This is a genomic window from Corynebacterium sp. HMSC035E02 (assembly GCF_001836065.1).
Taxonomy (GTDB): Bacteria; Actinomycetota; Actinomycetes; order Mycobacteriales; family Mycobacteriaceae; genus Corynebacterium; species Corynebacterium hiratae.
In genome coordinates, this window is sequence record NZ_KV827298.1 from 1 (window position 1) to 21,141 (window position 21,141).

Annotated in this window: 15 protein-coding genes; 2 read left to right on the plus strand and 13 right to left on the minus strand. The window is 61.5% G+C overall.

Annotated features, from left to right (window positions below; all coding sequences use genetic code 11):
* From HMPREF2635_RS01595 to HMPREF2635_RS01605, 3 genes are all read right to left on the minus strand, one after another.
* Window positions 1-2,274, minus strand: a 2,274-nt coding sequence (locus tag HMPREF2635_RS01595) for a YPDG domain-containing protein (protein ID WP_210401583.1), incomplete at its 3' end; no start/stop codon positions are given.
* Between the two features lie 587 nt (window positions 2,275-2,861).
* Complete coding sequence (locus tag HMPREF2635_RS01600; protein ID WP_070509851.1) at window positions 2,862-4,154, minus strand: adenylosuccinate synthase; 1,293 nt, start codon at window positions 4,152-4,154, stop codon at window positions 2,862-2,864.
* Window positions 4,155-4,304: 150 nt separating this feature from the next.
* A complete protein-coding gene (locus tag HMPREF2635_RS01605) occupies window positions 4,305-5,393 on the minus strand; it encodes a hypothetical protein (protein ID WP_070509848.1) in 1,089 nt (362 codons plus the stop codon).
* A gap of 195 nt (window positions 5,394-5,588) precedes the next feature.
* On the opposite strand from HMPREF2635_RS01605, the gene HMPREF2635_RS01610 reads away from it, so the two are divergent.
* Window positions 5,589-6,518, plus strand: a complete 930-nt coding sequence (locus HMPREF2635_RS01610) for a hypothetical protein (protein ID WP_070509860.1) — start codon at window positions 5,589-5,591, stop codon at window positions 6,516-6,518.
* Between the two features lie 26 nt (window positions 6,519-6,544).
* On the opposite strand, the gene HMPREF2635_RS01615 is transcribed toward HMPREF2635_RS01610, so the two are convergent.
* From HMPREF2635_RS01615 to HMPREF2635_RS01660, 10 genes are all read right to left on the minus strand, one after another.
* The gene (locus HMPREF2635_RS01615) at window positions 6,545-7,765 is read right to left on the minus strand and encodes an FUSC family protein (RefSeq protein ID WP_070509844.1); all 1,221 of its coding nucleotides are present in this window, start codon (window positions 7,763-7,765) and stop codon (window positions 6,545-6,547) included.
* Window positions 7,766-7,905: 140 nt separating this feature from the next.
* The gene (gene fbaA, locus HMPREF2635_RS01620) at window positions 7,906-8,940 is read right to left on the minus strand and encodes a class II fructose-bisphosphate aldolase (protein WP_070509842.1); all 1,035 of its coding nucleotides are present in this window, start codon (window positions 8,938-8,940) and stop codon (window positions 7,906-7,908) included.
* Between the two features lie 181 nt (window positions 8,941-9,121).
* Window positions 9,122-10,321 (minus strand): glycoside hydrolase family 76 protein, encoded by a 1,200-nt coding sequence (locus HMPREF2635_RS01625; RefSeq protein ID WP_070509839.1) that lies wholly within the window; start codon window positions 10,319-10,321, stop codon window positions 9,122-9,124.
* A gap of 63 nt (window positions 10,322-10,384) precedes the next feature.
* On the minus strand, window positions 10,385-11,065 hold the full coding sequence (locus tag HMPREF2635_RS01630) for a TrmH family RNA methyltransferase (protein ID WP_369799721.1): 681 nt from the start codon (window positions 11,063-11,065) through the stop codon (window positions 10,385-10,387).
* Window positions 11,052-11,597 (minus strand): orotate phosphoribosyltransferase, encoded by a 546-nt coding sequence (gene pyrE / locus HMPREF2635_RS01635; RefSeq protein WP_070509837.1) that lies wholly within the window; start codon window positions 11,595-11,597, stop codon window positions 11,052-11,054. Before pyrE ends, HMPREF2635_RS01630 begins: the two co-directional genes overlap by 14 nt.
* 125 nt (window positions 11,598-11,722) lie before the next feature.
* A complete protein-coding gene (locus tag HMPREF2635_RS01640; RefSeq protein WP_070821171.1) occupies window positions 11,723-13,012 on the minus strand; it encodes a type III secretion system chaperone family protein in 1,290 nt (429 codons plus the stop codon).
* A 97-nt stretch (window positions 13,013-13,109) separates the two neighbouring features.
* On the minus strand, window positions 13,110-13,961 hold the full coding sequence (locus HMPREF2635_RS01645; protein ID WP_070821176.1) for a sulfurtransferase: 852 nt from the start codon (window positions 13,959-13,961) through the stop codon (window positions 13,110-13,112).
* Window positions 13,962-14,034: 73 nt separating this feature from the next.
* Window positions 14,035-16,596: an ATP-dependent chaperone ClpB gene (clpB, locus tag HMPREF2635_RS01650; RefSeq protein WP_070821172.1), complete on the minus strand. Its 2,562-nt coding sequence runs from the start codon at window positions 16,594-16,596 to the stop codon at window positions 14,035-14,037.
* Window positions 16,597-16,896: 300 nt separating this feature from the next.
* The gene (locus HMPREF2635_RS01655) at window positions 16,897-18,294 is read right to left on the minus strand and encodes a TetR/AcrR family transcriptional regulator (protein WP_070821173.1); all 1,398 of its coding nucleotides are present in this window, start codon (window positions 18,292-18,294) and stop codon (window positions 16,897-16,899) included.
* 210 nt (window positions 18,295-18,504) lie between these two features.
* Window positions 18,505-19,875, minus strand: coding sequence for a sodium/glutamate symporter (locus HMPREF2635_RS01660; RefSeq protein ID WP_070821174.1), 1,371 nt, complete (start codon window positions 19,873-19,875; stop codon window positions 18,505-18,507).
* 168 nt (window positions 19,876-20,043) lie between these two features.
* On the opposite strand from HMPREF2635_RS01660, the gene HMPREF2635_RS01665 reads away from it, so the two are divergent.
* A partial coding sequence (locus HMPREF2635_RS01665; protein WP_070821175.1) for an FAD-binding oxidoreductase occupies window positions 20,044-21,141 on the plus strand: 1,098 nt, incomplete at its 3' end.

Below are 21,141 nucleotides of genomic sequence, written 5' to 3' on the forward strand. Positions count from 1 at the left end.
GCCGTTCTCATACTCAGGAGTGTACTGGTCGGAATCACGATCGGTGGATTCAACGACGAAAGGAGCGGTACCGGTTGCGGTCGTGCCGTCCTGGTAGGTGACCTGGACCGGAACCTCGATGCTGTCCTTGTTGGCTGCATCAGCCGGGAAGGTTACGGAAACCTCACCGGTCTTCTCATCAACGGTGACGGTGTAACCCTCTGGAGCCTTGAAGGTCTCAGGCAGCGCGAACTTCGTCGGCGCCTTCTTCTCGTCCTGAGCCTTCAGCTCCTCAGCGCTAAGCTTCTCGACGTCATCGGTCGCCGTATTGTCGAAAGTCGGAGCCTTGGACTTGGTTGGTTCACCAGGCTTAGCCGGAGTCTCCTCGTAGTGTGGCTGCCAACCAACCAGAACCGTGAACGAGTCTGCTGCAATCGCCTGACCGCGCTCCTTGGTCTTCTTGTTGACTGGGTACAGGTACGCCGTGAACGTCGTAGTGGACTTAACACCCGTGGTGTCGAACTGGCACGAATCGATAATGCCGTTAGCCTTAGGGTCTTCCGGAGCACAGGTGTGAACGACCTCGCCAGTCTCCTGGTTAATCCACTCGATCTGGTACTGCAGACCGTCAACCCACTGGATCGGCAGACCCGCCGTCTTGGTATCAACCTTCGCACCCGGCTTCGCTGGGTTCTGGCGGGTATCGTACTTGAGCACATCGAAGACCACGTAGTCCGAGTAGATAACGTTGCGGTTCTCCAGCAGGTAATGCTCGCCAGCGCCGTAGACAATGCCACCAGCCCACTTGCCCTCACCGTTGAACACGTACTGGTCACGCGGCAGGAAGGAGTTGTTGTAGAACGGCGTGAACTGACCAAGCCCCTCAGTCTCCTCCGTAGAGAAGAACAGCCAGTCCCAGTTCACGTGCTTCGGAATGTTCTTGATGCCACGACCAGTAACGGACCTCTCCCAGCTACCGACGTCTGCAGCAGGCGCAACCTGGCCAAACAGGTTATAAGCATTGTGCTTCGAACCGTCAGGGAAGGTCACCTCAGCACCGTTATCACGCGCCAGGTCGGTGTAGATGAGCGCGCCGTCGTCGTAGCCACGGTCGACGTTGTTGGTTGTCCCGGTATTTCGCCCAAAGGTGCCCTTGAACTGCAGCGTGTAGTCGCCCTTGCTGTCGACAGTGGCTTCAGAGGTCTCGGCAATCCACTTGTCCTTGCCCTCTTCCGCCATCTTGCGCTTGATCCAGTTCTGCAGCGCAGTCTCGTTGCGGTTGGTCCAACCACGCCCGCGGATCTCGTCGAAGCCAAGATCCTTAGCAGCCTTCGTCTTGATCTCGTTAACTGCGTAGTCAGACAGGTAGGAACCGTAAACCTTCACGCCCGTTGCCGGCACATCGGCACCGTTCATCTTGTTCATCAGGCTCGGAGTGAACGCGCCCTGCGTATTGTACAGGTGCCAGAACAGGTTGCCCTTGATCTGGCCAGGACCATTGCCAACCACCGGGTTCTGATCAGCCTTGTCACGGTGCATCACGTCATGGCGGGTCTTCTCACCAAATGCGAAACGAACGTTGGTCACGCGGTCCGGGCCAACGAGCCAGCCCATGCCACCCGGGGTGTCGTACGTAGCCGCATTCGGACCCATGTGGCCGAAGTTGTAGCCATACAGCTGCGTGAAGTTATCCGTATCCGGGTTATCCACCCACACACGAATCTTCTCGTACTGCGGACCATTCGGGTCTGCGTCAAACTTGACGACCTCGCCCTTCGCATTGTTGAAAGGCTTCATATTGATGGTGTAGTAACCATCTTCACGCGTGGTGGTGGTGTACACCGGCGAGGTGACGCCGCCCTTTTCAGTCCACTGAGCGTAAACGCGCACGCCTGCCATCGGGATCGGCTTCCATGGATCACGGGTACCCGGGTTCACCGAAAGGTCACCATCGCGCTGGTGAATGACGTAGCCCTCGATAGATTCGTTGGTGCCTTGCTCAGCACCAGACTCGATGGCACCCTCAACCTTAATCGGCTGGTCGCTAAACTCGTACCGCTGCTCATCTACCACAGACTGGTAAACACCATCGGCATTCTTGCCTGGGTACTTGACGCCATTACCGGCGGTGTTCGACTGGCCAGCCTCAGCCGGGGTGCCAGCGACCGCGGCCACTGGGAAGTTCGGGGTTACCGAGTGGACGAAGGGGCCCACCATAGCAATAGAGAGCGCCGCGGCAGCAATAGTAGTGCCGCGACGGCGTACAGCTGTACGCTTAATTTCCTTCTTGTTCATATCAAGAAGCCCTTTCCTTAAGACTTGAAAGAACTGATCACGCTAGGGATACGTGACCGCGCAAGGGGTGATACCGGCTTACGCAACCGAGAGCAGCTCACATCTGTCACCTTGGAAGAAGGTCAGAGGTTTCCAAGGGTCTATGAACAAACTCGTCTCTAATGTTAACTCCGTGCACGAATTAAAGGAACCGTACGGAATCCTGAAAATTTCATGAATGCAAACTTTTTGCCGCTAACAACACGAAGCACATGTTTGACCTGCTCTTTTCGCCGCGATTGCGACACGCGGTTGCGATTATTAAATAGCTCACGTCGTCACATCCGTAACATTTTCCCCAGGAATATACTCCTAACGGGGGTGTTTTATACAGCATAGTGACGGGTGGAGGTGTGGGAGGCGGCGCCAAGCAGGGTGTATTGAGCGCACAAATGTAGCCATAGAAACACAAACCGCCCCGCTTCCCTGTGCGTGGTGCGTGCAGGTGGTTGTGTGCACGATGCTGCAGGAGAAGCAGGGCGGTTGCTTTGTGACACCGCCGCCGTTAGGCGGTGCCTGAGGTTGTGCGGCTTGGACTCTTTGGCGCCTTACTGGTCTTGCATGACGTCGTGGCGCACGATGGTCTGGTCGCGGCCGGGGCCAACGCCGATGTAGGAGATACGGCAGCCGGAGAGCTCCTCCAAGCGCAGGACATAATCCTGTGCCTTCTGCGGAAGCTCCTCAAAGGTCTGGCAGCCGGTGATGTCCTCATCCCAAGCCGGCATGGTCTCAAAGATGGGCTCGGCGTGGTGGAACTCAGACTGGGTCAGCGGCATCTCGTCGTAGCGCTTGCCATCAACATCGTAAGCCACGCAGATGGGGATCTCACCAATGCCGGTAAGCACGTCCAGCTTGGTCAGGAAGTAATCCGTGAAGCCGTTGACGCGGGTGGCGTAGCGGGCAATGACGGAGTCATACCAACCGCAGCGGCGCTTGCGGCCGGTGTTGACGCCGATTTCGCCGCCGGTGGTCTGCAGATACTCGCCCCACTTATCGAAAAGCTCCGTGGGGAACGGACCCGCACCGACGCGGGTGGTGTAGGCCTTGATGATGCCCAGGGAGGTAGTAATGCGCGTCGGACCAATGCCGGAGCCCACAGCAGCGCCACCGGCAGTCGGGTTCGAGGAGGTCACGAACGGGTAGGTGCCGTGGTCAACGTCCAGCATGGTGGCCTGGCCGCCTTCCATGAGGACGTGCTTGCTCTCATCCAGCGCCTGGTTCAGCTCCAGCTCGGCCTCAATAACCATCGGGCGCAGGCGCTCGCGGTAGCTCAGGAAGTACTCCACAACCTGCTCCGGCTCGATGGCCTTGCGGTTGTACATCTTCACCAGCATCTGGTTCTTAATGTCCAAGGCGGACTCGACCTTCTGGCGCAGGATGGACTCATCGAAGATGTCCTGCACGCGGATACCGATGCGGGCGACCTTGTCGGCATAAGCCGGGCCGATACCGCGGCCGGTGGTGCCGATGGCGCGCTTGCCCAGGAAGCGCTCCTGCACGCGGTCAAGCGTCTGGTGGTAGGGCGCCACGAGGTGCGCATTGGCGGAAATCTTCAGGCGCGAAGCGTTAGCGCCGCGGGCTTCGAGGCCATCAATCTCATCGAAGAGGGCCTCCAGGTTAATCACCACGCCGTTGCCCAGGACTGGGGTGGCGTTTTCAGAGAGAATACCGGCGGGAAGGAGCTTCAGCTCGTACTTCTCGCCGCCGACCACGACGGTGTGGCCGGCATTGTTACCGCCGTTGGGCTTAACTACGTAATCGACTTTGCCGCCGAGGATGTCGGTAGCCTTGCCCTTGCCTTCATCGCCCCACTGGGCGCCGACGATGACGATCGCTGCCATGTTTGATGTCACTTCCTATTTATTGAAGTCAAATACGCACCTACTTTACCCGCCGCAGCGGTGCAGCGGTGAGTTTGTGACAAGCTCGTCAGGAATTGATGCGCCGGCACCTTCGTGGAGAGGTTCGTCCCGAACCTCGTTCAAGTCCAACTACGCGATTTCGGTGTTTGAGTTGGCACCGTCGCCCTTGTCTTTCTCTTCGATGAAGATGGTGTCATTGGTGAACATCAGCCTCGAATTGTTTGGGGTGCTGATAATGATCCCATCGTCAACGACAGCGATTTGAGCTTCAATGTCATCGATGCCGATTCGGTAGAGACCGTTGCTATCGATCTTCTTGCCGTCAGTTGGGAGGTTGTCGACACCACCCTGGCTGTACCTGGTTTCACCCTCCAGCGGTAGGAGGCTCACCACATCGAATTCCATATCTTCCGGCAGGTTGGTCTTATCGCTCTTGATAACCCAGGCTCCGCCACCGCCGTGTGCGCAGTCAATGGATTTTTCATTCGCATCGATACCGCACACCAAGTTCCAACCGTCGGCGGAAATATCGAACAGCGTTTCACCGCGGAGGTCTTCTTCATCCTTGGCCAGGTCCGCGGAGTCGGTGGGCTCTGACTTTACGTCAATGAAGAATATGTCCGAGTTCACACCGTCAAAGGAGTTCTCCATCGAAGGTGCCTCAGTGCCTGGGCGCTTGTACACCTTTCCTTCGACGCCGACAATGTCTCCTTCAGTCTTGGACTCATAGGTGTAACCCTCTCCATCCTCAGTGACCTCAAATGAGGAGGACGTGATGTACAGGGCATTCTCGTCGTAGACCCTGCCGTTGACGAAGAAGACGGGAACCTTCACGGGTTCGCCATCGAACTTGCCCTCCAACACCACGTAGCTGAGGAACTTGCAGGGGTCATACTCGTCTTCGCCGATGGTGAGGTCCTCAAATTTCTCGGTGGAGCCTTTCACGTAGGCTTCCTTGTTATCAAGGACCTTGCCAAGGTCGGTGTCCTCGAGTTCTTTCTTCTCGTCGCAGTTAGCGTTGGCGCTTGAGGAGGAAGTACTGCTCGGTGCCGACGATGTCGTCGCGCTGGTCTTCGTAGAACTAGTCACGGACGCGGCGGCGGCCTCGGTGAAGGCGGGTTCCTTGGCTTCCGTCTGCGAACCCCCGCCGAAACTGCACGAACTCACCAACAGTCCAGCGGCGGATACAAGCGCAAGGGTTGCCATACGGGTGGACACGGTGAATACCTCCAGCTATCAGACAAAGAAAAAGTTACGTGTTAAGAAGTTGAGAGTTGCTTTGGAGTTAAGCGTTGCAATGGAGCCTACCTAGCAGATGTGACGTGCACTACTTAATTTCTGGAAGCGCCGTTGTTTGAGCGGCGCTGGCGCTCCTTTTTCGCGAACCTCTTCTCACGCTCCTATGCTTCTTGTATGATCTGTGCGCTTGTAGACTGCGGCGGCCACCTCACTGAGGCCCATACCGATTCCCTCGCTAAGGCTCAACAGAGCGGAATCCGCGTTGAGCACTTCCGCGTCGCCTCGATCCCCAGCCGGCAGGAGCTGAAGGCTATTGATGCGCTGGCCAGGGACATACTGCCGGAAGACCCCACTCCATCGCTGGATGAGATTGCCGCGCAACCGGACGTGAGTCACCTCGGCGAGCCGGGGCCAGCACCCCAAAAGCAGTACTTGCGCGAGCCTTTGCGCATCGTGGTTATTGGCAGCGATGCCGCGCTCAGCGCGGTGTTGACCCGTATGATGCGGGCGGATTACCTATGGGCCGAGGTGGGGTATGTCCCCACCGGGGAACACTCCACGGCGGCGATGAATTGGGGACTGAAATCGAGCGTCACGGGCCAGGGTCGCCAGGGTCCCGGCGACCAGGGAGCAGTGGTGGAGGAGTCGCTCTCCTTTGCCATGACCGCGCCCGTCAAGCCGGCACCGCTCATCCGTAATGACGCGGGCCTCGCCGTGGCGGGCTCGGCAACGATTGCGGAATGGTCGAATGAGGAGATCACCGGGGAGATCATCGTCGACGATGCCGTGCTGCTGCGCGCAGATCGTGAGAAAGATGTCTTCGGAGCAAAGCTCGTACCAATGACGGATGCGCCGGGCATCGTGGCAGCGAAGGCGGTGACGAGCTTTGAAGCGGAGGCTGCACCGCGCCGTGGGCTGTTCACCCGCCTGCGCAAGCCTGCCCAACCTGGACAACTCGACCCGGCCAGCGTCGTGCAGGGCCGGGCGGTGCAGGCAGGAGGGCCGTCGCTCAGCGTCAGCGTCGATGGAGTCCGTGCCAAGCGGCCGGTCAAGCGCGTGACGTTCTACCGCCACCTGCGGGACCTGCAGATCGTGCGGCCCTAGCCTGTATCAGCTGCCCTAGCCCAGCCTTAGTTTTCCTCCCAGACCTCCGGCGGGTAGGCCGGGTGCTTGGAGGTGGGCACGAGTTGTGCCACGGCCGACTCCCGCGACATGCCACACACCATGAGAAGGTCCACGATGATGGAGCGCGTCTGGGCGAGCACGGCATAAGCGGAGAGGACTGCCTCCTCGCCGGCAACGTCCATCGAGCAGCGCGCACCCAGCTGGCGTAGGCGTTTGACGATGTCCGGGATGGCATGCGCCTCATCCACGCGGCGCTCACGCGCTGTTTGGTGAGTGTAGAGATCGGATAGCTCCATCGTGATTTCAGCGAGTTCGTCGATGATCTCAACTTGCTCGGGCGTGGCCTGGTCGCCGTCCTCGGAGAGAACAAGCGCACGGCGGGAGAGCACGCGGGTGCCGCGGACCACGTTGTCGACGGGCGTGAGGATGCGCTCCAGGGAGCGAACGGTGCGCTGCGAGCTCCACAGGAAGGGCGAGAGGCGTGCGGTTTCCGCACCGCCCTTGGTGGCGTTAAGCATGTTGTTGATGTCATCCTGCGTGCCGCGCACCGCGTCGCGTGCTTCCGTGATGGTCTCAGGATCGTTTTCCTCCAGGCCCTTGGCCACGTCGGAGAGGACCAAGGAGGTAATGCCCAAGACCTTCGAGACTTCCGAGCGGCCCGCCCGCAGGGGCGAGGAGGGAATCAGCACGATCATCGTGAGGCCAATGACCGCGCCGATGATGGCGTCAATGGCACGGGAGATGCCGCCCATTTCTTCTGGGGGAAGAATGGTGGCGATGAGGATGGCGGCAATGACGATTTGATTGCTCACCAGCTGCGAACTAGTGAAGAAGGAACCGATAATCAGGGCCAACCCGATGATGATGGTCATGTGGATGGGGCCGGTCCCGAGGGCGTCGACAAGCAGCGTGCCCACCAAGACTCCTACAACACCGCCGAGGGCCATGTCCACGGCGCGCTTGAGGCGGTCCCTGCCCGATAAGCCGAGGATGATGATGACGGCCATCGGGGCAAAGAAGGGCTGCGCATGGCCGAAGAAATCGTGCGCAACATAGAAGGCCAAGCCCGCGCCAATCGTGCACTGAAGCATGAACACGAGCCGGTTGCGGATGCGTGTGAGGCGCGCCTTGAGGGACTTATCCACCAACCGCAGCTGCTCGCGGGTAGTTTTGCGAACGCGCTTGACGGTACTTGACGAACTCGACGATGACTCTTGCGCTTCCATGACTCCGGTATTTTACGCGTTCTGGCGCCGGGATTGGACGAACAAAGCCACCCCACGAGATTGAGGGGTGGCTTGTTGGGATGGCGCGACGCCGCTTAGCACCGGTGGGTGCTCAGCGCCGGCATCCGGTTGGTGTGGGTTTACTTGGAAACGGTCTTGCCCACGGAGTGCAGGTCCTGGCAGGCCTCAACCACGCGGTCAGCCATGCCCTGCTCAGCCTTCTTGAGGTAGGAGCGCGGGTCGTAGACCTTCTTGTTGCCAACCTCGCCGTCGATCTTGAAGACGCCATCGTAATTAGCGAACATGTGGCGAGCGACTGGGTTGGTGAAGGCGTACTGGGTATCGGTGTCAACGTTCATCTTGATGACGCCGTAGCGCAGTGCCTCCTCGATCTTCTCCTTCTCGGAGCCGGAGCCACCGTGGAAGACGAAGTCGAAGGGCTGGGAGCCTTCAGCCAGGCCGAGCTTCTTCACAGCAACCTTCTGGCCCTCGTCGAGGACCTCCGGGCGCAGCTTCACGTTGCCCGGCTTGTACACGCCGTGGACGTTTCCGAAGGTAGCGGCCAGCAGGTAGCGGCCCTTCTCACCGGTGCCGAGGGCATCGACGGTCTTCTCAAAGTCCTCCGGGGAGGTGTAGAGGTTAGCGCCGGCCTTAGCCTCAACGCCGTCCTCTTCGCCGCCGACAACGCCGATCTCGACCTCGAGGATGATGTTGGCGTTGTGGGCCTTCTCGAGGAGCTCCTGGGCGATCACGAGGTTCTCATCGATCGGGATAGCGGAGCCATCCCACATGTGGGACTGGAAGAGCGGAAGCTCGCCGCGGTCAACGCGCTCCTGGGAGAAGGCAATCAGCGGGCGCACGTACTCATCCAGAACTTCCTTCTGGCAGTGGTCAGTGTGCAGCGCAACGTTAATGCCGTAGTGCTGAGCAGCCTCGTGAGCGAAGGCGGCCAGTGCCTTGGCGCCGGCAACCTTGTTCTTCACGGACAGGCCGGAACCGAACTCGGCGCCGCCGGTGGAGAACTGGATGATGCCGTCGGACTCAGCCTCGGCGAAGCCGCGGAGAGCGGCGTTGATGGTTTCGGAGGAGGTGCAGTTAATTGCCGGGAATGCGAAGCCGCCCTTCTTGGCGGTATCCAGCATCTGGTTATAAACCTCAGGGGTTGCAATAGGCATGAAATTCCATCCTTTGGAGTTGCTGTGCAGTAAGCCGTGCCGTCCCACGTCCAGCGAAACAACACGTTCCAACATCCAAGTATGCCTGTTGTTGTGGTTTTCCGCCGCGAGATGCGATGTGACCTCACTTAAACACCGCTTCGCACGGGCGGAAATCCTCCGCCTAGCAGGGGAAACGCTGCTATTTCTTGGATTCTGACTTGTACTTCACAATCCGGGTGCAGGCCTCCAACAACATCCAACCGGACAACTGAACGGACAAATCGCGCTCAGCCACGCGGATAATTCCCATCTTCTGGCTCAGCGAAGAGGGCCCAAAACCGTAGTTATGGGGCAGCTTGGCGTCCGCGGTCCAGTCGGAACCGAAGATGGGCAAGCCATCCACCTCTAGGCGGTGTTCCCACACGGATTCCGCCGAGGCCGTTACGAGGCGAGCGGCCAGCTTCTTGGTTGCGCGGTTGGCCGGGGAATCGCCCGGCAGGCGCACCGCTACATCCGCCAGGTAGCGGGCGAGGATGCCTTTGAACAGGCCGCCGTCGCCGTCGCCAGTCTGCCAATCGATGACGCCCGTGTACGTTGCCATGCCCGTGGCCACCGCTTGGACCAGGCCGCGGATGCGGGTGGTGTAGTCCATCATGTCTGCAGCGAGTTCGGCCTCGTGGACAGAGTCGATGTCCTCCACGGAACGCAGGCCGGTCTTCTCCCGCAGCGCCAGCACGATTTCCAAGCAGGCACCGAGCACCACGCCTTGGCAATAGGGGTGGATGTTGCGGACGATTTCCTGCCCATCCATGCGCATGCGGATGCCGTCCATGACGAAGCCATCGTCATCGATGAGGTGGTCATAGATCCAGTCCACGATATGGCGAGCTTCCTCAACCCGGCCCATGCGAGCCAGCATGATGGCGCCCGGCCCGTTGGAGGGGACATTGAGGAAGGTCTCGCCCTCGCGCCAGGGCAGCACACCCACCTGCGAGTCGATGCCATCGCGGATGTTGTGCTGCAGGCTGCTCAGCTTCTTGTGGGGGCGCAGCTTCTTCAGCTCACCAGCGCGGGCGATGGCCAGGGCCATCCAGGCCTTGTCGTCGTAGTAACGGTTCTTTGTCAGTGGCTGGAGATTGCGCACGTGGACGCCGCGGATGGTGTTGGCGATGAGTGTGCGGCGCGCCTTGGTGTTCTTTCGTTGGGCGGCGTCGACAAGACAGTCCAGGTAGTGCGCCTGCCACCAATAATGCCAATGCACAAAGAGAGATTCTTTGGTGGTGGGTGGCCAACTCACCACGGCAAGGTTGGTTCGGGGCAAGCCCCACACGGCTTGCGCGTGGCGCTCATTGATGGCTGTTTCCGCAAGGTCGGCGCGGTGGGACCATTTCTCTAACACTTTTGTCTCATCATTCTCACAATGTGAATTCGTTACCTAGATGTAAACACAGTGCGCGGGATCTCACCAAGCTTTTGATAAATCCGCATGCTGCCGAATCCATGCATGCATGGCAATGCCCGCGGCCACGCCCGCGTTGATGGAGCGAGTAGAACCAAATTGCGCGATGGAGCACGTCATCACTGCTGCTTCCTGGGCCTCCGGGCTAACCCCCGGGCCTTCCTGCCCGAAGAGGAGCAAGCAGCGCTCGGGCAGCTCCGCGGTTTCTAGGGGCACACACCCGGGGGTGTTATCAATAGCCACGACGGTCAGGTCTTGGTCGGCCGCCCAGGCCATCAGTTCGCCCACGTCTGCGTGATGCATGAGGTGCTGGTACCTGTCGGTGACCATGGCACCGCGCCGGTTCCAGCGGCGCCGGCCTACGATGTGGACGGTGTCGACGGCAAAGGCGTTGGCGGTGCGTACCACGGTGCCGATGTTGGCATCGTTCTCGAAATTCTCGATAGCGATGTGCAGGGCATGTCGGCGGGTGTCGATATCCTCCCGGATCGCCTCGCGCGTCCAGTAGCGGTAGGCGTCGACGACATTGCGGCGGTCCCCCTCCGCGAGAAGCTCGGGATCGTATTTCTCCGCTTCTGGGCCTTCGGGCAGCGGGCCTTCCCAAGGGCCGACGCCGTGGCGGCCCTCATTCCATTCGGTGGGACCTTTGGCCTCCGCCTCTTCCTCGGGCTTAGGCAAGGTCAAGATCCTCCAGGCCCAGCAGGTAACGGTATTCCAAGCCCTCGGCGGCGATAGCTGCGCCGGCGTCGGTGTTGCGGTCCACCACGGTGGCCACGCCGACGACCTCGGCACCTGCCTTGCGCAGCGCCTTCACAGCGGTCAGTGGGGAGTTACCGGTCGTGGTGGTGTCCTCCACAACGAGCACCTTTTGCCCCTCGACGTTGAAGCCTTCGATCTGGCGCTGCATACCGTGCTTCTTGGCTTCCTTGCGGACAACGAAGGCGTCAATGTCGCGGCCATCGGCGTGCATGATGGCCAACCCGACCGGGTCCGCACCCATGGTCAGGCCACCGGCGGCGGCGTAGTCCCAGTCGGCGGTGAGCTCGCGGAGCAGCGAGCCGATGAGGCGCGAGGCTTCGTGCTGCAGGGTGGCGCGGCGCAGGTCCACGTAGTAGTCGGCCTCCTTGCCGGAGGACAGCGTGACCTTGCCGTGGACGACGGCCAGCTCCTTCACCAGCTCTGCTAGGCGTTGCTTCTTCTGCTGATCCAGGCTCATCGCTCGCTCCTTAAAGTCTGTGACTTTCTCGTCTTTAAAAATCCGCTCTGTAGTTTACCCTCTTCCGCGCGGGTGGCCGCTACATCCAGGGCTGCTGGCACACCGAGGGTTGTTGGGAGTTGCTGTTAGTCGAAGATGGACGAGCCGCCGTCGAAGCGGCGCGGCAGGCGCGCCTGGTTGTCCTCCGGGGGGGGGTGTTCGCGGCCATCGGCAATCGCATCCACTTCATCCGCGCCCAGGCTGGAGTGGTCAATGGTGCCGCGCGCCTCGCTGGTGCTGCGGCTCGGCATGACGACCGGTTCGGTGGGGCGCTGGATGGTGGGCGCGTCGAGGGAATCATCGCGGTCCGGGACAGCGGTAGGCCCGGTAGGTTCGGGCTGCGGGGGCTGCGGGATGTCGCGGCTCGGGTCGAGTTCATCGACGCGCAGGACCTGTGTCGCCTCAGAGCGCGGCGGAAGGACGCGGGCGGCATCAGCCAGCAGGGCTAGCGGTTCCAGCAACTCTTCCCACTCCGCGCTGCGGGCATGCTTGGTGGTTTGGGCAAGAACCCACTCCCCTTCCATCCACACGGCGGTCACTGCGGTGGGTAGGCGGTGTAGCGCCGCGCTGACGCGAGGATCGATGAGGCGCTGGCCCACGCCGGCATCGGAGGCGAAGACTTCAAACCCTTCCTCCTCACGCACGTACACCAAGTCCTCCGAGGAGTTGTCCACTGTCTCCCCTGCCCGGCGGAAATCCACCACGATGTCGGAGGCCGCACCGGTGCGCATGGCCATGACCGGGATAGTTCCCATATCGAAAAGGAGGGTCTCGTGGCCGCGGAAGTTTCCGGCCACGATGTCCCTGGGTTCTTGGCCGCGGGCGGCCGCGCCGCGGCTCCACTCATCCGCCAGGTAGGAATCATGCTTGGCGTATTCCCAGCCGCGCTGCTGGCCAAAGGCCTTGCGCTCGCGGCGGGCGCTGCCCGGCACGAAGTACTTGGCGCGCTCCGCACGCTCCGCAAAGCTGGGCGCTGCAGCCTGCGGTTCGGTGAAATCCTCGGGCTCAGCAGCGAGCTCCTCGGGTTCTTCTGGTTCCTCGAGCTCGTTGGGCTCAGCAACGGGTTCGTCGGAAGGTTCGGGGTTGTACTCGACAACGGGTTCCGGCTCTGCGGTGAACTCTGGTTCCTGAACGACCTCGGGCTCCGGGTTGGAGGCGACGGGCTCGGCGTCGTGCGTTGCGTCGGCAGCGGCGGAATCAGCAACGCCGTCGGCGACGGATTCAGGCGCGGCGGTGTCGTCAGCCGTATCGGTAGCGGCGTTGTCAGCGGGGTCGCCGGCAGAGAGAGCGGCGCGGCGCTGGCGCTGGTCCAGCCAGAGCACGATGAGACCAGCCACGAGCGCGACGGCGGCGAGGGATAAGAGTACGAAAGGCATCACTGATCGACTCTAATCGCCCGGCGCGCCCGATCCGCGCTGACGCGCTGGTCACGCACAGGTTTGGGCGCGCACAACTGGGCGGCGGGTGCGGGTGCTAAACGTGCTCGCGGTCGCCGCGTTCCACCGGGTTCTTCGGGTTGGCTGACCACTGCGACCAGCCACCCACGAAGTGGCGCAGGCCGGTAAATCCAACGTATTCCAGCACGGCGATGGTGAGCGCGGAGTGGTTGCCGGAGCCGGAGTAGATGATGGCGCCGTCCACGTTCTCCTTGGTCACGCCGTGGTTGTCAAGGATCTCCAGGATCTCCTCCTTGGATTTCCACACGGTGATGTCCTCCGTGTGGAAGAGGCGCTCCGGAAGGTTAACCGCGCCTGGGATGTGGCCGGCCTTCAAGTCGAGGTTCTCGCGGCGGCCGGCGAAGCGGTTGCGCGTGCGAACGTCGAGAAGCAGGCCCTCGTGTTCCTTGACCTCATCGATGGTGACCGTGGGCATCGACCCCGTCGTCACTTCAAAGTCCGAGGGCATGCCCAAGTTGCCGGGGCCGGTGAGGGTGGGCAGCGACTGGGCGCGCCAGTTGGACAGGCCACCGTCGAGGATGCGGACGTTGCGGATGCCGGCCCAGCGCAGTGTCCACCACGCACGGCCGGCGAAGAGGCCGCGGCCTTCGTCGTAAACAACGACCTCGCTGTCTTCATCTAGGCCCCAATGATCGATCCACTCTTGAATCTTCTCGCGCTTTGGGAGGGGGTTGCGCCCGGCCTTGGAGCCCGGCAGGCCCACGAAGGCTGACGCGGCGTCCGCGTACTGGGCGGTTGGAATGTGAAGGGAGGAAAACTGATTGAAGGCCTCGCCTTCCCCTGGTGCCCAGAGGGAGGCAAGGATGGTTGTCTTGTCACCGCGGTAAATCTTCTCACTTAGCTCGTGAGGGGAGACCAAAATGCTCATGCCCCAGATCATAGGGGCATGAGCGGGTGCTGGCGACCGTTGAGCGCCATTGGCGCTCAACGATTGAAGCGGTTTAGTCGGTGCGGGCAGCTAGCTCGAGGTGCTCGCCACCGTCGGCGACGTCAACGTGCACGGTATCGCCGTCCACGATGTCACCGGCCAGCAACTTCTTGGCCAGCTGGTCGCCGATGGCCTGCTGAATCAGGCGGCGCAACGGGCGGGCACCATAGGCCGGGTCATAACCGCGCTCGGCCAGCCACAGCTTGGCAGCATCGGAGACCTGCAGCGTCAGGCGACGGCCGGAGAGGCGCTCGGCCAAGCCCTTGAGCTGGATGTCCACGATGCCGGAGAGCAGATCCGAGGTCAGCGGCTCAAACATCACGACGTCATCGAGGCGGTTGATGAACTCCGGCTTGAAGCTGCGCTTGACGGCCTCCATGACCTCTTCCTTGGTGCCGCCGGCACCCAGGTTCGAGGTCAGGATGATGACCGTGTTGCGGAAGTCCACGGTGCGGCCCTGCCCATCGGTCAGGCGACCCTCATCGAGGACCTGCAGGAGGACGTCGAAGACGTCCGGGTGGGCCTTCTCGACTTCGTCGAAAAGCACCAGCGTGTAGGGGCGGCGACGCACCGCCTCCGTGAGCTGGCCGCCGGCATCGTAGCCCACGTATCCCGGAGGGGCACCGACAAGGCGGGCGACGGAGTGCTTCTCACCGAACTCGGACATGTCGATGCGTACCATGGCGGATTCATCGTCAAAGAGGAAGTCCGCCAGAGCCTTCGCCAGCTCCGTCTTACCCACGCCAGTGGGGCCCAGGAAGAGGAAGGAACCGGTCGGGCGGTTCGGGTCAGCCACACCGGCGCGGGCGCGGCGCACGGCGTCGGAAACCGCGGTGACGGCTTCCTTCTGGCCCACCACGCGCTGTCCCAGCACGGATTCCATGTTGAGCAGCTTCTCGGTCTCTCCCTGCAGCATCTTGCCGGCCGGGATGCCGGTCCAGGCGGAGACGACCTCCGCGATGGTGTCCGGGGTGACTTCCTCGCTGAGCATGGTGTTGTGCTGCTGCGCGGCCTTCTCCTCGGCGGCAGCCAGGTCCTTCTCCAGCGGCGGGATCTTGCCGTAGTTGATCTCGGAGGCCAGGGCTAGGTCACCATCGCGCTCCGCAATCTCTGCCTGACGGCGCAGATCCTCCAGCTGTTCCTTGATGGTCTGCACGTCATCGATGGCCTTCTTCTCATTGGCCCAGCGGGCCTTGAGCTCACCGAGCTTTTCGCGCTCATCCGCCAGCTCCTGCTGGAGGGCGGTCAGGCGGTCCTTCGAGGCGGCGTCCGACTCCTTCTTCAGAGCCAGCTCCTCAATTTCGAGGCGGCGCACGATGCGCTCCAGCTCATCAATCTCCTGCGGGGAGGAGTCAATCTCCATGCGCAGGCGGGAGCCAGCCTCATCGACTAGGTCGATGGCCTTATCCGGCAGGAAGCGGTTGGTGATGTAGCGGTGCGAGAGCTCCGCGGCAGACACCAAGGCCGAGTCCTGGATGCGCACACCGTGGTGCACCTCGTAGCGCTCCTTGAGGCCACGGAGAATACCGATGGTGTCCTCGACGGAAGGCTCAGCGGCGTAGACCTGCTGGAAACGGCGCTCCAAGGCGGCGTCCTTCTCGATGTACTTGCGGTACTCGTCGAGGGTGGTAGCGCCAACCAAGCGGAGCTCGCCGCGGGCCAGCATAGGCTTAATCATGTTGCCGGCGTCCATCGAGCCTTCGCCCGATGCACCGGCACCCACGATGGTGTGCAGCTCATCGATGAAGGTGATGATCTGTCCATCGGAAGCCTTAATCTCGTCGAGGACGGCCTTGAGGCGCTCCTCGAACTCGCCGCGGTACTTCGCGCCGGCGACCATGGAGCCAAGGTCCAGGCTCAGCAGTGTCTTGCCCTTGAGGGATTCCGGGACGTCACCGGCCACGATGCGGCGGGCCAAGCCCTCCACGATGGCGGTCTTACCCACGCCGGGCTCACCGATGAGCACCGGGTTATTCTTCGTGCGGCGGCTAAGCACCTGGACCACGCGGCGGATCTCCTGATCGCGGCCGATGACCGGGTCAATCTTGCCCTCGCGGGCGCGGGCGGTGAGGTCCGTGGCGTACTTCTCCAGGGCCTGGAACTGTTCCTCGGGGTTCTCCGAGGTCACCTTGGCTGCACCGCGCACGGAGGGGAAAGCGCCCTTGAGCGCGTCATAAGTAGCGCCGCGGGAGGTCAACAGCTCGGCGGCATCCGACTTGGAGCCCGCAATAGCGGCGAGCAGGACCTCGGTGGAAACGTACTCATCGCCGAGCTCACCGGCCAGCTCCTGGGCGCGGGTGAGGACGTTGAGGGCATCGCGGTTAAAGTTCGGGTTCGCCATGTTGGCGCCCTCGGCCTTGGGGAGGGCGTCGATAAGCTGGCGCGCCTCCTTGAGAACCGTCTCCGGGTCCACACCGGTGGCCTTGAGCACCGGGGCGGCAATGCCGTCCTTCTGCTCGAGGATGGCTGCTAAGAGGTGTGCCGGGCGGATGTCCGGGTTACCGTTGGCGGAGGCCGTCTGCAGTGCTTGCTGCAGGGCCTCCTGAGTTTTAGTGGTGGGGTTAAAAGAACTCATTGTTGTGTTTCTCCGTTTCTACTATTTATCCAAACCTCCCTGCGGCTACAGCAGGGAAGGTAGCTTCACTGTCTATAACGCTACAGAACTTGAGTCTGTTCCACTCAACTAGAACTTTTTTAGATCTTTCACCCCCGCCGGATTGAGCATGGTCCGCTCAAGTCTACGGTGCACGCCTTTTGCCAGACGCCGTTTGTCAGATGCCTCCAGCATGTCGATGAAGACACGCAGACGTTGCGCTGCGAGGCTTTCTGCGCGGCGCGGATTGCTGTGGATTGCCCGTGGTGTCAGTGGGCGGGGCTAGGGGTTAGCTACGGCCGCTTCCTGGGGAAGGCCGTACTTAAACGATGCTAAGACGACGGCCGCCACGGAGTAGTAGAGCGACCACTTCTCGTCGAGGTCGATGTTGCGGAATTCACCTACCGAGGCCAGGTGACACATGCCGTCGGCACCGGCCCACAGGATGAAGTTCTTGATGTAGACCAGACGGTCCTCCGGCTCGTGGCCGGCTTCCCGCAGGGCCTCACGGGCAAAACGCATCAGCAGCGCGAAGGATTCGCTCATCTGGGTCTGCTCCTCGCCGTCCTCACTCAGCGGGACAACGGAGCCAGACGCTGCACCGATGCAGGCGCTGTAGCGCTCTGGATGCTCCACCGCGTAATGAAAATAGGCCACCGCTACGCACAGGAGCTTATCGACGGCCGAGGCCCCCTCCTGCTGCCGTTCCAAGAGGTAGAGGATGCCGTCCACGAGTTCACGGTCGGTCTCCTGCTCGACGGTTTCACGTAGAACGAAGTCATTGTCCGCCAGAGAGGCGACGAAAACATCAGAAACACCGAAGTACTCGGCGACGTTCTCGATGGTCACCGACTGCATGCCAACCCACGCCGCCAGCTGGATGGCGCGCTCCACGACGGCCGCGCGGGCCTGCTCCGCGGGAAGCTCTGTCAGATCCTCGATGGCGGTAATATCCAGGGAAAGGTCCCGGTCCGGCGTAAAGCTGCTCAGCAGTGCGCGGTACTCCTGCATCGGGTGGCGCAGATCGGGAAGCTCCAACGTCTCGGCCGTCATGAACAGGGTTCCGATGAGCGCCTTGCACACCTCGCGCAGGTTGAAGCGCCGCACCACCGAATGCTGGTGCCGCAGCACGCCGAGGATGCTCAGGTGGGCCATTCCGTGGACGGTGGCCCAGCTAGCAACGCTCAGCTTTGCCAAGGTCTGGGGGCACACATCCGGCCCGACCTCAAGCTGTGCATCGTCCGCGATGAGCGCGATGTTGTCATAGATCAGATCCAGCGCACGGTTGCCCGATCTGTTTCCCTGCAGGAGAGACTGCCACTCATCCTCAAAGACGCAGCCCTTCTGCTCAAACAGGTAGCGAAAAAGCTCCGGTTCGCGCTCGGCGTACTCGTAATAGGCCTCCGTGAAGGTGGTCAGCTTGGTGAACAGATCAGCGTAGCCAGGAGCGGCGTCGAGCGTCTCCTCCAAAAACTTGACCTTGCGCTCGGAGGCATAGTCCGGGATAGCGGCAACGATCTGCTCACGATCCGAGAATTCCGCGCGAACCTCGGCGGGAGTAACCTCCGCGAGCCTCGCCACCGACTCCACGGTAATTGCCTCATCACCCTGCGCGGCGCCAATGTGAAGAGCAGACTCGAGGATGACCTCACGAGGTGAGTCTTCATAAAGAAAATGCATATGGATTCCTAAGCCTGCGCACACTGAAGGAAAGAAAAAAGAGAGGCTGCGAGAGCGCCACACTGACAGCTTCCTGAATTTTAGCCTCTTTCTTCTCACAAGAGCAATGCAAGATGAAATTCATTTCGCACTACTACTCAGGACTTGCTTAAGACGAGAAAACCCTCAAGCCATAAGGCTGAGGGTTTTCACGTGCTAGCAGGTCAGCGTCTACTTCGATGAGCCGACGTGACCGATGCCTTCTTTGAAGATGGTGCCGCGCGGCGGCATCATGCCGCTGAACTTGAACACGATATAGATAGCTACCGCGATGCCCAGGGAGATCCAGCCGAAGCCGGCGGTAAAACCGTACATCACCGACAGCGGCGCGATGATGGTCCAGGAGATCTCGAAGGGGCCGAAGCCAATGTAGGCCATGCCGTACTCCGACAGTGTGCCGGACTTGAGCTTCGGGTCCACGATCTTGAGGATCGCAATGCCGGTAGCCACCGTAGCCGTGGCCCAGCCCCAGCCGAAGATACCGCGCTCGATCCAGCGCTCGCCGAAGAACTCGGCGGGGAACCACATGAGGAAGAATGCGCAGTAAATGGTGCCCAAGACGAAGAGCAGGAGAAGAGCCTGCCAGTAGGCGGCCACGGCGGCCGGCACAATGGCGGCCACGCCGAAGGCAATGAGGTAGTCGGTTGCCGCACCGGACACCGAGCTCACCGTGTCCTTATCCAGGTAATCCTTGGCGCCCACCATGTTCATCACTGCACGGAAGAGCAGGCCCACAACCATGGACATAGCGAACAGCGGGATGGAGACGTTCTCCCACACGGAGGCGATCCCTTTGTTAATGCCATAGGCGGTCATCACGGTCAGGGCGATGAATCCCACGTGGAGGGTGATGGGCTCGATGGCGGAGGGGTTCGTCGTAGCGCGGCCCAGCGAGGGGCGATCCTCCAGGCGCGAGATGTAGCCGCGGCGCAGTTCCTCCGGAAGCTCCTTCGGAACGTGGGAGACCTTGCCCTTACGAATACCCCAGTTACCGGCGACGATACCGCCAATGATGGCGGCCAGCGTACCCACGGTGGCGGAGGTAAAGCCTAGGGAGGCTGCGGCATCTGCACCCACGCCTTCCAGGGCACTGCCAACAGCCGCCGCGGTACCGAAGCCACCCGTGAAGCCAACGGGCAGCATCATGCCGAACCAGTCCGGGGTGTCGAAGGCCGGCTTGAACAGGAGAAGACCCAAAACAATGAACAGGCCCCACTGGCCGGTGAACATCATGGTGGAGTAGCCCCACATATTGCGGGCACCCTTGCCCATGTTGCCGCCCATCTCCATAGAGTAGGCCATGGAGGCGAAGACTACGGCGATGAGCAGCGAGGTGTAATCACCAAGATTGTCGGAGAAACCGATCCAGCCCAAGACATTAGGGCCTAAGAGCAGGCCGAGTAGACCTGCCGTGATGGGGGCAGGCAAGAGCAAATCCTGAAACACGAACTTGATCTGGTGGCGCAGAACGTTGCCGATAACCATGAGCAAAGAAATCCAGCCCACGTCGGTCATGATTGTGAACGCAGAGAATTCTTCCATGCGAAAACTTCCTTCCATGCCGCCCACGGCGGCGTCCTTGAGACGAGACTCACCCTCTTTCGGGAAATGATCCGTTGATTACACTACAACTCCCTTCCCGCTTTTCCACCCCTGGCATATAACCCTAGGGTGATGTAGCTCTACCCCCAGGGGCTAGGATGGGCGGGCATGAGGGAACTGGGTGAGCACCTACGCAACCACGCGGAAGACTATCGCGATGCAGTACACAGGCACTTTTTCGCCACCGTGGCCGAGTCCCGCCAAGTCTTTGCCCTGTCGATGAAGGACACACACCCCTCCATGGCCCCGGCGCTGGCGTGGGTGCTGGAGAATGTGGAGGGCGATGAGGTACAGGGGGACGTCGCTCAGCGCCTGGCACGCATGGGCCGTGATCATCGCCGCCACGGTTTCCCCCCTGAGGTCTATCCGAAATTCGAGGCATCGCTCGTTCACGGTCTGGAGGTTCTGGGGCTCACCCCGTACCAGCACGATGTCGCCACGCGCACCATTTCCCAGGTGTGCTCCATCATGCGCGCCGCGGCGCAGGAGGCGGACTCTGATGGTGTTCCCCCTGCCCACAGCGCCCAGGTGGTAGCCGTTGACAAGCCGAACCGGCGCACCGCGGTGATCCGGCTGGAATCGGGCGTGGCGCTGGATTACCGCGCGGGGCAGCACGTTCCAGTGACGTCTCAGCTCACGCCCGGCACCTGGCGCCCGCTAACCCCGGCAGCACCCCCGGAGGACTCCGGGCAGCTGACATTCCACCTCGCGCTGGCCGGTGAGGCCTCCTCCATGCTGGCCAAGGCGCAGCCGGGTGATTGGTGGACGCTGGGCGCGCCCGCCGGTGAGCCGCCGCGACTGGATGACACGACGACATTGATTTCCTTCGGTACCGGCTGGGCGGGCGCGCGGGCGCTGCTTCTCGACGGCCTAGCGAACGGCCTTCCCTCCGGCCTCCAGGTCTATGCCGCAGCACCTTCGCCAGGTGAGCACTATGACACAGAATTTCAGGCTAACCTGCAGGCCTTGGTTCCGAAGCTGAAGCTGCGCCACATCGTCCGGGATGACCAGGACCCCTGGTTGCTCGGCGCACAACCAGCGGCCCACGGGTTTGCCCCCGTAGTGGCCAAGGAGCCGATGGACCCGGTGCTCGCTGAGGGAACCGACCGCCGCTTCGTGCTCATTGGTCCCGCCGACCGCGTTGAGCTAGCCCAAGCGGCCCTGCTTTCGGGCGGCGTTAAAGAGGAGGCAATAACCACGGATAGC

Excerpts from the sequence above, each read along its gene's own strand:
- HMPREF2635_RS01655 (WP_070821173.1), bottom strand. The coding sequence starts at position 18,294 with ATGCATTTTCTTTATGAAGACTCACCTCGTGAGGTCATCCTCGAGTCT.
- pyrE (WP_070509837.1), bottom strand. The coding sequence starts at position 11,597 with ATGAGCCTGGATCAGCAGAAGAAGCAACGCCTAGCAGAGCTGGTGAAG.
- fbaA (WP_070509842.1), bottom strand. The coding sequence starts at position 8,940 with ATGCCTATTGCAACCCCTGAGGTTTATAACCAGATGCTGGATACCGCC.
- HMPREF2635_RS01640 (WP_070821171.1), bottom strand. The coding sequence starts at position 13,012 with ATGCCTTTCGTACTCTTATCCCTCGCCGCCGTCGCGCTCGTGGCTGGT.
- clpB (WP_070821172.1), bottom strand. The coding sequence starts at position 16,596 with ATGAGTTCTTTTAACCCCACCACTAAAACTCAGGAGGCCCTGCAGCAA.
- HMPREF2635_RS01610 (WP_070509860.1), top strand. The coding sequence starts at position 5,589 with ATGATCTGTGCGCTTGTAGACTGCGGCGGCCACCTCACTGAGGCCCAT.
- HMPREF2635_RS01645 (WP_070821176.1), bottom strand. The coding sequence starts at position 13,961 with ATGAGCATTTTGGTCTCCCCTCACGAGCTAAGTGAGAAGATTTACCGC.
- HMPREF2635_RS01615 (WP_070509844.1), bottom strand. The coding sequence starts at position 7,765 with ATGGAAGCGCAAGAGTCATCGTCGAGTTCGTCAAGTACCGTCAAGCGC.
- HMPREF2635_RS01600 (WP_070509851.1), bottom strand. The coding sequence starts at position 4,154 with ATGGCAGCGATCGTCATCGTCGGCGCCCAGTGGGGCGATGAAGGCAAG.
- HMPREF2635_RS01660 (WP_070821174.1), bottom strand. The coding sequence starts at position 19,875 with ATGGAAGAATTCTCTGCGTTCACAATCATGACCGACGTGGGCTGGATT.